The organism is Bacillus cereus group sp. BfR-BA-01408, assembly GCF_022663305.1.
Lineage (GTDB): Bacteria > Bacillota > Bacilli > Bacillales > Bacillaceae_G > Bacillus_A > Bacillus_A pacificus.
Map to the genome: position 1 here is coordinate 1 of NZ_JAKUFF010000103.1, position 12,086 is coordinate 12,086.

Below are 12,086 nucleotides of genomic sequence, written 5' to 3' on the forward strand. Positions count from 1 at the left end.
ATAGATCGTTTTTATTGTGCTTCTTTTTTCTATTTTTTATTGTGTAAAAGGCAATTGCTGTACTTGCGATTACAATAATGGCTTTCTTCATATTCATTTACCCCTTTTTATTGTTGGTTTAATTCTTGGCTAACTGCTTTTGCATCAACTAAAGCGTGTAAAATCATTTTTACCATGTTCATCATATTCTTTCACTCCTTTTTATAGTTCGTTTAGTTCTTTTACAACTGCTTGTCCGTTCACTAATACCTCAAAGATTGCTTTTACGATTTCCTTCATCATGATTGTTTCCTCCTTTTGGTGTCTCTTTTGTTTACATCTTTATTGTATAGGGAGGCATCTTTTCGTACTATCGCTTTCCATTACGTGAACATAACAGTTTTGTAAGATTTGATGTCACTTATCGAAATGTTTAGTCTATCTTCATTATTTTCAGAAAAATGACTATTCAAACATGGAATGGGAAAGTATAATAAAGAAGTAAGTATTAAATTCCGTACGAAAGAGGTGAATGAGATGAAACGTTCTTTAGCTGCACGTGCCAAATTTTTAGATTTTATCTATTTTTGTCGTGCGATTTTTCATGATGTAGTTGTTAACGGGATACGTCTGCCCTTTTTTAACAATTGCATAGTAGCTATAGAACGATAGAAATCTCTTCACCCATTTTTAATAAACGTGTGAAAAGGGAGCTATTTAGCTTCCTTTTTCTATGCCGAAAACCATGGGGAGTGTTTCTTCCCCATGGTTTTTTATATTGAAAGGAGTACGGAAAATGACAATTTGTAGTGTAAATAATGTAAGGAAATCTTTTGGTGGAAACATCATATTTGAAAATATATCGCTTGAAATAAAGAATGGTGAACGTGTTGGATTAGTTGGTCGTAACGGTAGTGGGAAGACAACAATCTTTCAGCTTCTAACTGGAATGGAAAGTTTGGATGCAGGGGCCATTCATATGAAGAAAGGTACACGTATCGGTCATGTGGCACAAATTCCGAAATTTGATGAAAGTATGACTGTATATGAAGTATTGAGTTCCGCTTTTAAAATAGAAAAAGAATTAGAAAGAGAAATGCGTACTTTAGAAAAACATATGGCGGAAGAACAGGAATCTTCTGTTTTACAAAAATTAATGGAGAGATACGGAATCATCCAAGAAAAGTTTGCGTTTCTTGGTGGTTATGAAATCGAAGCGAACATTATGAAGGTAGCAAATGGTTTACAGGTGACAGAACTATTCCATCGATCATTTCTGGAGCTAAGTGGTGGGGAGCAAACAAAAGTAAGCCTTGCATACATGCTGTTGCAGAAACCAGATTTACTTTTATTAGATGAACCAACCAATCATTTAGATTTATTTGCAGTCGAATGGTTAGAGCAATTTTTAAAAGAATACAACGGAACAGTTATGGTTATTTCACATGATCGCTATTTCCTTGATGAAGTTGTAACGAAGATTTTTGATTTAGAAGATGGAGAGATTCACGTGTATCATACAAACTATTCTCAGTTTGTTGAGGAAAAGGAAGAAAGGTTGCTTCAGGAGTTTCAGGCTTATCAAGAACAGCAAAAGAAAATAAAGAAAATGAAAGAAGCAATTAAGCGACTACGTGAATGGGCAAATCAGGCGAATCCTCCAAATGAAGGATTGCATAAGAGAGCAAGAAGTATGGAACGTGCACTGGAACGTATGGAAAAACTAAAGAAACCTATTTTAGAACGAAAACAAATGGGACTTCAGTTTGAAGGGCAAGAGAGAAGTGGAAAAGATGTTGTTGTAATGAAAGAAGTGAGTAAAAGATTTGCGGAACATCTTTTATTTAACGAAGCAAATTTACATGTTCGTTTTCAAGAGCGTGCAGCTATCGTTGGTCGTAATGGTACAGGAAAGACAACGCTATTAAAGTTATTATTAGAAGAAATAGAACCAGACGCTGGAGAAATTCGAATTGGAAGTAGTGTGAAAATCGGTTATTTATCCCAGCATGCGTACGGAAATATGAAGAGTAATGTATTGGAGGCTTTCAGGGAATGTGTAGCTGTAACAGAGGGAGAAGCGAGACATATATTAGCTAAGTTTTTATTTTATGGTCCAGCGGTGTTTAAGAAAGTAACGCAACTGAGCGGTGGAGAAAAAATGAGGTTAAGACTTGCGCAACTTATGTATCAAGATATCAATTTTTTAATTTTAGATGAGCCAACAAATCATCTCGACATTGAATCAAGAGAAGTTTTAGAGGAAGCTCTTGAACAATATAATGGAACGATTTTAGCTGTTTCACATGATCGTTATTTTTTAAATAAGTTATTTGAAAAGACGTATTGGATTGATGAGTGTAAATTATTTGAGTTTGCAGGGAACTATGCATGGGCGCGTCAAAAGTGGGAAGAAAAAACCGAGACACAAGTAATAAAGCAGCGACGCCAAGGAAGAAAAGTATGGAAACAGTCCCTGTAAAAAAGAAAGAAGTTAGGAATATTGAGGAGATTGAAACTGAGTTAATGCATGTTGAAGAAGATATATATACGCTTGAGTGTAAGATGGAACAAGTAGTTGATGTTGAAATGCTTGAACAATTGTATGAAGAAAAAACGAAGAAAGAGTTGTTACGAGCGGAGTTATATAATGAGTTAGAGAATATTGTGGAGTGAAAAATAAAAAGCGAATCCTTTCAGTTTTACTGAAGGGATTCGCTTTTTTATACTGCTGTTTTGCTTTAAGAGATAAATAAAAGTTGTGTTTCACGTGAAACAGTAAATTTGATAAATCTTTGTTTCGTAACTTGCATAGGTTGTGAAACATAAATAGTGTTAGGAGCTTTTTAGATCGGCTAATTATTTCCCGAGACATAAGTATGTGTAACAGCAAAGCATGATTGAAAACAAAAAAACAGAGTTACAGCTTTACACGCTGAACTCTGTTTTCTGTTTGTGTCGTATCTTCTCTTGTCGAAATGATAATAGCGATCCCGAGCATAATAAAAAAAGCTAAAAAGAGGACGAACTTTGGGAAGAATGGGAATAGTAATAGCGCCCCGACTATCATAATTGTTAATAATACGTAGTGCAGGACGTATTGGAATAGGTTGTCCATGTTTTCGCCCCCTTTTTGGTTATTGGTTATTAGTATTCTATGTTTCATACGGAACGAATAGAAGTGAATTTTTAATTTTTTAATAAGAAATAAAAGAGAACGGTTGACATATTTAAAGGAAAGGAATAATCTTGAAATTAATTCATACTATTTTTATAGGAATAATTAATATAGTTGTAGAAAGGAGTCCTATGTTCCTACATCGTTAAAAATTAAGAAGGTAAAGGTGATAGTGCAATGAAAAATGTTTTTAAAGGAGCAATTGCTACATTTTTGAGTGTATCAGTATTACTAGCCGGATGTGGTCAAGAGGAAGCGAGTACAAACGAAGCTGGGAACGTACCGAAAGTAAAAGATGAATTTATTCAGGCAAGCGACAAAGCAAAAAGTCCCGTAAAAGCAAAAGAAAGAAAAGATACTTTTGTAGTTGGAATGCCGAGTCCTGGAGGGATATTCCTTCCGCACTTTATGGAGAATGGATGGGATGGTAATATAACGCAAGCTATCTTTGCACCTCTTGTTGGACTCGATAAGGAAGGAAAACCAATTCCAATTTTAGCGAAGAAGTGGGATATTTCGGAGGATCAGCTTACATACACGTTCTATTTGAAAGATGGTTTAAAGTTTAGTGATGGATCACCACTAACTGCAGATGATGTAGCATTTACATTAACGCTATTACACGATCCAACTTATAGTGGAGCGACTGATATAAGTCAAACAGCAATAAAGGGGGGGCAAGCGTATAAAGAAGGAAAGGCAACCTTTATTGAGGGAATTCAAGTCATTGATCCGAAAACAATTACGGTTACGACTGAAAAGGTAAATGCCCAAACACTATCATTAATCGGTGGAGAAGTTATATCTAAAGCTTATTACGGGAAAGAGTATAAACAAGGGCACCTGGAGTATTTAAAAGAGTTATATGGAAAACCGATGGGAGCAGGAGCTTATAAATTAGATAAATATATTCCTGGTCAAGAGGTTCGATTTGTAGCTAATGAAAATTATTTTGAAGGAAAACCGAAGATTGAGCACTTTATTTATAAAATTTCAAAAGGTGATACAAAGCTACAACAATTTCAAGCCGGGGAAGTAGATTATGATGGTTTTACGACAAATACGGAGACGATTGAACAGTTAAAGGATTTAGGTTTTGCCAATATTAATGTATATACAGGAAGCTCTTACGGCTACATTAAAATGAATTATAAGAAACCATACTTTAAAGATAAGCGTGTCCGCCAAGCATTTATTTACGGATTAGAGCGTCAAAAAGTTGTTGATACGTATTTCCAAGGTTATGCTTCACTCGTTAATGTACCGATTACGCCAGTTTCTTGGGCGTATACAGAAGAAGGTATTAATAAATATGAGTATAACTTAGAGAAAGCAAAGGAATTATTGGATGAGGCTGGATGGAAAGCTGGTTCAGATGGAATCCGCGAAAAAGATGGTCAAAAATTGAAGGTAAGTTATTTTGCTTCTTCTGCAAGTAAAATAAATGATGTAATGATCCCGGTGATGAAAGAGGATTATAAAAAGCTTGGTGTAGAGTTTAACCCAGAATATATGGACTTTAATACGATGATTTCAAAAGTGATAAAAGGTGATTATGATTTAGCAATGGTATCTACGCCAATGATTGATGATCCGAGTGGAACAATTGAGGAGTTTGTTTCAACAAGTAAACGAAACTATGATGGATACCATAATCCGAAAGTAGATGAATTAGCGAAGCAGGCACTAGAAACATTAGATATTGAAAAACGCAAAGAAATTTATAAAAAGTTGTACCAGGAGTTGAGTGAAGATCCGCCTGTAATCTTCTTAAATAATAGTAAAGTTGTGTCTGCACATCATGCACGCATTCAAGGATTACAAGAAGATAACTATAACGGTATCTTGTTAAGTTTACCTAAATTAAAGATAGAACAATAATTTTGAAAAAATTCTCAAAATATTTTTTAGAAAGAATTGACAAAATATAACGGAAGATATAAGCTAATAACCATAAAGTCTACCGGAAAGGTCGGAATAGGATTGTTACCCCTCAAAAACATCTATTTTTTTACGATTAAAACCGACTTTTCCGATTGGCTATAAATGTGCTGTGGGAGGCATACATAAGCTAATAAGTTCAAAGGGTATCACTATTAAAAAGTTAGGGTGGGGACAATGAAGAAAAAGACAAAAAAATGGGCTGGTGTATTTTCGGTATTACTGAGTAGTTCGCTTGTGTTATCTGCTTGTGGGGGACAGGAAGAGACGGCTTCTACAGAACCGGTAAAAAAACAAGACTTAAAAGACGCTAAGATTGAATCAATTCCAGCTACAGATAAAAAGAAAAGTCCAGAGAAAGCAAATCAGCGAAAGGATACTTTTATTACGGCTATTTCTAAGCCAGGGGGAGTTTTCCTTCCATATTTCCAAGAGAATGGTTGGGATGGAAATGTAACGTCTGTAATTTTTGCATCACTAGTAACAACAGACAAACAAAGTAAACCTATTCCGGACCTTGCAGAAAAATGGGATATTTCTGCTGACCAGTTAACATATACATTCCATTTACGTAAAAATCTAAAATTTAGTGATGGTTCGCCTTTAACGGCTGAGGACGTAGCATTTACATTAACACTACTTCATGATAAAGCGTATGAAGGTGGAATGGACATTGCTCAGTATGCTGTTAAAGGTGGAAAAGAATATAAAGAAGGAAAAGCAACTTCTATTGAAGGAATTCAAGTTGTTGATCCACAAACAATTAAAATTACAACTGAAAAAGTTAATTCACAGGCGCTAATTAATTTAGGTGGTCCAGTGCTATCAAAAGCTTATTATGGAAAAGATTATAAACAAAATACAAGTTTAGACTATTTAAAAGCATTATATGGGCAACCAATTGCGGCGGGTCCATATAAATTTGAAAAATATGTTCCAGGTCAAGAAGTACGCTTTGTTGCTAACGAACATTATTATGCAGGTAAACCAAAAATCAAAAACTTTATTTACAAAATCACATCAGGTGATACTGGATTCCAATTATTCCAAACCGGTGAACTGGACTATAGTGGATTTAGAGCAAATCCTGAGAATATAGACCAATTAAAAGGATTAGAGTTTGCAAACATTAATCTTGAATCATCAAGTGATATTGCTTATATCTATGTAAATAATAAGAAATCGTATTTGAAAGATAAAAAGGTACGTCAAGCACTTACTTATGGATTAGACCGTAAGAAGTATGTGGATACAGCTTTACAAGGATATGGATCTGTTGCTAACGTACCAATTGCGCCAGTTTCATGGGCATATACAGAAGAAGGTATTAATAAATATCCACACGACGTAGAAAAGGCTAAAAAATTATTAGATGAGGCTGGTTGGAAGGTAGGTTCTGACGGGGTTCGTGAAAAAGATGGTCAAAAATTAAAATTAACATACTACGCATCAAATACAGGTAAAACAAATGATATCTTTATTCCAATTGCAAAAGAAAGTTACAAAGAAATCGGTGTTGAATTAAATCCAGAGTTGATGGACTTTAATACGATGCTTTCAAAAGTAGGGAAAGGTGACTACGATTTAGCGGCAGTTTCAACACCAGGAATTAGTGATCCAAGTGAAGTTGTAAGTGATTACTTATCGACTAATCCAAAAAGTGATACGGGTTATAGTAATCCGAAAGTAGATGACTTGATTGTAAAAGGTATAGGGACGACAGATATTGAAAAACGTAAAGCAATTTATAAAGAACTGTATAAAGAGTTAAGTGATGATCCACCAGTTATTTTATTAAACTATCGTAAACTACTGTATGCTCATAATGCACGTATAAAAGGAATTGATCCAGAAAAGTACGATAGCATCAGTTCTAACTTACCAGTATTATCTATTGAACAATAAGGATTGACCTAAATAATAGAAGACGTTTTTTCACACAGCAATGGAATGGTAGCTGTTTTGAAAAAATGTTCTTCTATTTTTAAGTAAATAGGATTGGGGAGACAAAAGGTGAAAACATATATCATTCGTAGGTTCCTTCAAATGATCCCTACATTGTTTGGTACATCTATTATTATTTTTTTCTTATTTGCACTTTTGCCGGGAGATTATATTGATTCAAATCCAAAGTTAACACCAGAGAGAGCCCAAGAATTAAGGGAATTATACGGCTTAAACAAACCAATTATTGAAAGGTATTTTCATTGGTTAGTGAATGCTTTGCATGGTGATTTTGGATTTTCTTTACAGTATCAAGAACCGGTAACTTCATTACTTAATAAATTCATTTGGAATACATTTATTGTTGCTGTTGCAGCTTTATTTTTCACTTGGATTATTGCTCTTATTATTGGGGTTATTTCTGCAACAAAGCAGCACTCTTGGTTTGATAGATTGGTAACAATCGGTGTCTTTGCAGCAATGTCATTTCCATCATTCTTTATCGGACTATTTTTAATTAAATTATTAGCAGTTGATTTAAAGTTATTACCTATTGGTGGCATGATTGATATTGGGAGTAACTCAACAGGGATAGCATACATATTAGAAGTATTACGTCATATGATTCTACCTGTATTTATTTTAACGCTTCTTGGTGTAGGATCGTTAACACGATATTTTAGAACCGGCATGTTGGATGTTATTAGACAAGATTATATTCGTACCGCTCGTGCAAAAGGTTTAAAAGAAAGAACTGTTATTTATAAACATGCATTGAAAAATGCAATTTTGCCAGCAATTACATTACTCGCTTTTGAATTACCGGGTTTATTTTCAGGAGCTATTATTATTGAACAGATTTTTAATTGGCCAGGGATTGGGAGTATTCAATTAGAGGCATTAAACTTCCGTGATTATACCGTATTAATGGCGTTTACAATGTTTCTTTCTTGTTTAACAATTATGGCTAATTTCTTAGCTGATATTGTATATGCGTTTGTTGATCCAAGAATTCGATTGAAGTAAAGGGGGGAAAGATATGGAGACTATTACACCAATAATAGGGAAAAAGAAAGAACGGAAAAAGAAAAATGAATCATCACCATGGCGCCAAGCGTATAAAAAAATCAAGAAAAATAAGATGGCACTGTGTGGCTTATACGTTTTAATATTTATGTTTTTATTTAGTTTTATCGGTCCAATCTTTTCACCATATGCAGATGGGAAAGTACAAGTAACACAAATTAATAAACCGCCCAGCCTGTCACATTGGCTTGGAACAGACCAGTTGGGGCGGGATATTTTAACTAGACTTATGCAAGCAGGGCGTATTTCATTAACAATTGGTTTAGCGTCGATGCTACTATCCGTTATACTAGGAGCTTTATTAGGAGCAATTGCTGGTTTTTATCGAGGGGTTGTGGATCATTTAATTATGCGTGTTGCGGATGTGCTAATGTCCATTCCGGGATTACCGCTACTTATTATAATGGGAGCGATTTTATCAGAATGGAAATTACCATCAGAATACCGTTTATATGTTGTAATGATTATTTTAAGTTTAGTAGGATGGCCAGGGCTTGCTCGTCTTGTGAGAGGACAAATTTTAACATTGCGGGAGCAAGCCTTTATGCAAGCAGCAGATGTATTAGGATTAAAGGATTCTCGAAAAATTATTCATCATTTAATTCCTAATGTCTTTCCGTTACTTATTGTTGTAGCAACTTTGGGCGTGGCTGGATCTATTTTAAGTGAGTCCGCACTAAGCTACTTAGGTCTCGGAGTCGTCCCACCTACACCGTCATGGGGGAATATGATTAGCGCAGCTAACTCATTAATTGATTTCCAAAAGCGTCCGTGGTTATGGATTCCGCCTGGTTTTGCAATTTTTATAACAGTTGTATCCATTAATTTACTTGGTGATGCACTTCGTGATGCGTTAGATCCAAAGATGAGACGGTAGGTGAGGGAATATGAGTAAAGCGGTAGTAGAGTTGAAAGACTTACAAACACACTTTCAGACAGAAGAAGGAACAGTAAAAGCTGTGAATCATGTTAGTTTTACAGTTCGAGAAGGTGAAACTGTTTGTGTTGTAGGTGAATCTGGTTGCGGGAAAAGTGTAACGGCTTTATCTATTATGGGACTTATTGCTGAATCAGGCAGTGTAGTAGGAGGAGATATTTTATATGAAGGAAAAAGTCTTTTAGGAATGAAAGAGAAAGAGCTTCGTAGTTTACGAGGGAATGATATTGCGATGATTTTCCAAGAACCGATGACATCGCTAAATCCAGTATTTACTGTAGGGGAACAAATTGTAGAGACGTTAAGGGAGCATGAACTGCTTAGTAAAAATGAAGCATATAAGAAGGCGATTGAGTTAATTCGTAAAGTCGGCATAGCTCGTGCGGATGAAATCGTCCATTCTTATCCACACGAACTAAGTGGTGGTATGTTACAACGTATTATGATTGCTGTTGCACTTAGTTGTAATCCTAAGTTATTAATTGCGGATGAACCGACAACGGCTCTTGATGTTACGATTCAGGCTCAAATATTGGATCTACTAAGACAAGTGAAAGAAGAATTTAAAACGTCGATTTTATTAATTACACATGACTTAGGTGTCGTAGCGGAAATGGCTGATTATGTTGTCGTTATGTATGGCGGGAAAGTTATTGAAGAAGCCCCAGTACTAGAGATATTCAAAAATCCGAAACACCCGTATACGAAAGGTTTGTTGAAATCAAAACCAGTAATGGGTAAACGAATAGATAAACTATATTCTATTCCAGGGCAAGTTCCTAATTTAGTTGGTTTGGATGAGTTTTGCTACTTTAGCGGCCGTTGTGAGCATTGTATGGAAATATGTAAAGAAGAGGCGCCAAGTTTGAATGTACATGATGAGAATCATAAAGTTGCTTGCTGGTTATATGAGGAGCGTGCGGAACAATGAGTGAACCATTATTAGAAGTAAAGAACTTAAAAACATATTTTCCAATTAAAGGCGGCATATTTAGTAGAACGGTTGGACATGTAAAAGCAGTTGATGGGGTAAGTTTTACTATTAATAAAGGTGAAGTATTCGGCCTCGTTGGTGAATCGGGAAGCGGAAAAACGACGATAGGAAAAACAATTTTACGTCTCGTTCAAAAAACGGAAGGGGAAGTGAAGTTTAAAGGGCAAGATGTTCACTCTTTATCTAAGGAAGAATTGAGAAAACATCGTCCTAATATGCAACTTGTTTTCCAAGATCCATTTAGCTCATTAAATCCGAGAATGAGAATTGGGGAAGCGCTTGGTGAGCCGATGTTAGCTCACGGATTAGCGACGAAAGAAAATGTTCGTGAGAAGGTGACAGAAGTATTAGAGTTATGTGGCTTAGCTCCATATCATATTGACCGGTACCCTCATGAGTTTTCTGGTGGACAACGTCAACGTATCGTTATCGCAAGAGCTATGGTATTAAATCCAGAATTTATTGTAGCTGACGAACCTGTGGCAGCACTAGATGTATCTATTCAAGCACAAATCATTAATTTATTTAGTGAGTTACAGGAGAAAAAAGGACTATCTTATTTATTCATTTCACATGATTTAAGCGTAGTAGAGCATTTATGTACGAAGATTGGAATTATGTATTTAGGAACGATTGTGGAAACAGCGCCACGTGATGAGTTATTTATAAATCCACTTCATCCGTATACAAAAGCATTGTTATCCGCTGTGCCAATACCAGACCCAACAGTGAAGCGAGAGCGAATTATACTAGAGGGTGATATTCCAAGTCCAGCGAATCCACCTTCAGGTTGTCGCTTTCATACACGTTGCCCATTTGCAACAGATATTTGTAAACAAACGGTACCAGAATTCCGTAATGTTGGTGAAGAGCACTTTGTTGCTTGTCATCATGTATAAAAGAGAAGGACCCTTTCAGAAACTGAAAGAGTCCTTTTTTTATTTACTAGATGAAGTTTGTTTCAATACAAATTGCTCGATTGCATGAGCAACACCATGTTCATTGTTTGTTAATGTTACAACATCACATAGTTTTTTTACATCTTCTTCAGCATTTCCCATTGCCACTGATAAGCCAGCTACTTGTAACATTGGCACATCATTAAAGTTGTCCCCGATTGCAATAGTATCTTCAATTGGTATATTGAAATAAGCGGCCATTTCTTGTAGACCGTTCCCTTTATGACCATGCTTATCCATAATTTCTACATTAGTAGGAGCGGATGCTGTAACTGAAATATCGGTGTCTTCTTGTAACACGCTTAATAGCTGTGTACGATGCTCTGCGTTAAACGTCAAAATGAAGAATTTAGATATTTCTAATTCTGGATTATTTACAACATCTTCGATTTTTTGGAAATCAGTAATTAAGTTTGATTTCTTTTGTTTTTCTGTAATTCTTTCAAGTTCCTCAAGTGTAACATCTAGTGTATGCTTGTTCTCTTCGAACGCTTGCATGACTTGATCTTGCCATGTATATGGAGAATAAACTCCTTTATTCGTATATAGCTTATAAGGAAAACCTTCAGATTCTAGTAATTTTGCAAGCTTGTATACTTTATCGTTTTGTAAACAACGCGAGTTAATTACTTTTCCATCCACATAAACAATTGCCCCATTGCTCGCTCCAACCGGAAGAGATAGTTTATATTCTTCCAATAATTTTAAAGCATCTTCTTTTGCACGACCAGAACAAATCATAACTATATGACCAGCCTCTTTTGCAGTTTGGATAGCTTGTAAGTTCTCGCTGGAGATTTCAAGATTAGATGATAGTAGTGTACCATCCATATCTAATGCGATTAATTTCAAAATGACCACCTCTTTGTTTTTATTATACATAGTTATATGGAGGAAACATATAAACTTATCTTGGAAAGATTGTATTTTATCTCGCATGAACTATCAGTAAGAATTTGATAGATTCCACTTTATTAATGAAAGATTTATGTTAATTTGTAACAAAAGTAGAGGTGGATATGGGGATGTTTCGTTATATGACTGTAATATTACATGAATGTTACAAAC

10 protein-coding genes and 1 pseudogene are annotated in these 12,086 nt (G+C 35.3%); 8 read left to right on the top strand and 3 right to left on the bottom strand.

What is annotated here, in order from left to right; all coding sequences use genetic code 11:
- A partial coding sequence (locus tag MR083_RS24560) for a spore coat protein B (protein ID WP_242269977.1) occupies window positions 1-97 on the bottom strand: 97 nt, incomplete at its 3' end.
- Window positions 98-516: 419 nt separating this feature from the next.
- On the opposite strand from MR083_RS24560, the gene MR083_RS24565 reads away from it, so the two are divergent.
- Window positions 517-651 (top strand): RAxF-45 family protein, encoded by a 135-nt coding sequence (locus tag MR083_RS24565; RefSeq protein WP_000830641.1) that lies wholly within the window; start codon window positions 517-519, stop codon window positions 649-651.
- A gap of 124 nt (window positions 652-775) precedes the next feature.
- Window positions 776-2,655: pseudogene (gene abc-f, locus MR083_RS24570) on the top strand (ribosomal protection-like ABC-F family protein).
- 244 nt (window positions 2,656-2,899) lie between these two features.
- On the opposite strand, the gene MR083_RS24575 reads toward abc-f, so the two are convergent.
- The gene (locus MR083_RS24575) at window positions 2,900-3,097 is read right to left on the bottom strand and encodes a hypothetical protein (RefSeq protein WP_242269976.1); all 198 of its coding nucleotides are present in this window, start codon (window positions 3,095-3,097) and stop codon (window positions 2,900-2,902) included.
- A 237-nt stretch (window positions 3,098-3,334) separates the two neighbouring features.
- On the opposite strand from MR083_RS24575, the gene MR083_RS24580 reads away from it, so the two are divergent.
- The 6 genes from MR083_RS24580 (at window position 3,335) to MR083_RS24605 (ending at window position 10,958) form a co-directional block, all read left to right on the top strand.
- The gene (locus MR083_RS24580) at window positions 3,335-5,038 is read left to right on the top strand and encodes an ABC transporter substrate-binding protein (protein WP_000799895.1); all 1,704 of its coding nucleotides are present in this window, start codon (window positions 3,335-3,337) and stop codon (window positions 5,036-5,038) included.
- Between the two features lie 237 nt (window positions 5,039-5,275).
- Window positions 5,276-7,003, top strand: a complete 1,728-nt coding sequence (locus MR083_RS24585) for an ABC transporter substrate-binding protein (RefSeq protein ID WP_000730690.1) — start codon at window positions 5,276-5,278, stop codon at window positions 7,001-7,003.
- A gap of 108 nt (window positions 7,004-7,111) precedes the next feature.
- A complete protein-coding gene (locus MR083_RS24590; RefSeq protein WP_000860691.1) occupies window positions 7,112-8,068 on the top strand; it encodes an ABC transporter permease in 957 nt (318 codons plus the stop codon).
- A 13-nt stretch (window positions 8,069-8,081) separates the two neighbouring features.
- Window positions 8,082-9,005, top strand: a complete 924-nt coding sequence (gene opp4C, locus MR083_RS24595; RefSeq protein ID WP_000447963.1) for an oligopeptide ABC transporter permease — start codon at window positions 8,082-8,084, stop codon at window positions 9,003-9,005.
- A 10-nt stretch (window positions 9,006-9,015) separates the two neighbouring features.
- Window positions 9,016-9,996: an ABC transporter ATP-binding protein gene (locus MR083_RS24600; protein ID WP_000030795.1), complete on the top strand. Its 981-nt coding sequence runs from the start codon at window positions 9,016-9,018 to the stop codon at window positions 9,994-9,996.
- Window positions 9,993-10,958 carry an ABC transporter ATP-binding protein gene (locus tag MR083_RS24605; RefSeq protein WP_001294511.1) on the top strand — a complete coding sequence of 322 codons (966 nt, stop codon included), beginning with the start codon at window positions 9,993-9,995 and terminating at the stop codon, window positions 10,956-10,958. The genes MR083_RS24600 and MR083_RS24605 overlap by 4 nt, the downstream gene beginning before the upstream one ends.
- Window positions 10,959-10,997: 39 nt before the next feature.
- Here MR083_RS24605 and MR083_RS24610 read toward each other — a convergent pair whose 3' ends face one another.
- Window positions 10,998-11,870 carry a Cof-type HAD-IIB family hydrolase gene (locus MR083_RS24610; protein ID WP_000766435.1) on the bottom strand — a complete coding sequence of 291 codons (873 nt, stop codon included), beginning with the start codon at window positions 11,868-11,870 and terminating at the stop codon, window positions 10,998-11,000.
- Window positions 11,871-12,086: the final 216 nt, after the last annotated feature.

Bases quoted from the DNA above. Each gene is read 5' to 3' on its own strand.
- MR083_RS24565 (WP_000830641.1), top strand. From the start codon at position 517: ATGAAACGTTCTTTAGCTGCACGTGCCAAATTTTTAGATTTTATCTAT.
- MR083_RS24575 (WP_242269976.1), bottom strand. From the start codon at position 3,097: ATGGACAACCTATTCCAATACGTCCTGCACTACGTATTATTAACAATT.
- MR083_RS24580 (WP_000799895.1), top strand. From the start codon at position 3,335: ATGAAAAATGTTTTTAAAGGAGCAATTGCTACATTTTTGAGTGTATCA.
- MR083_RS24585 (WP_000730690.1), top strand. From the start codon at position 5,276: ATGAAGAAAAAGACAAAAAAATGGGCTGGTGTATTTTCGGTATTACTG.
- opp4C (WP_000447963.1), top strand. From the start codon at position 8,082: ATGGAGACTATTACACCAATAATAGGGAAAAAGAAAGAACGGAAAAAG.
- MR083_RS24600 (WP_000030795.1), top strand. From the start codon at position 9,016: ATGAGTAAAGCGGTAGTAGAGTTGAAAGACTTACAAACACACTTTCAG.
- MR083_RS24605 (WP_001294511.1), top strand. From the start codon at position 9,993: ATGAGTGAACCATTATTAGAAGTAAAGAACTTAAAAACATATTTTCCA.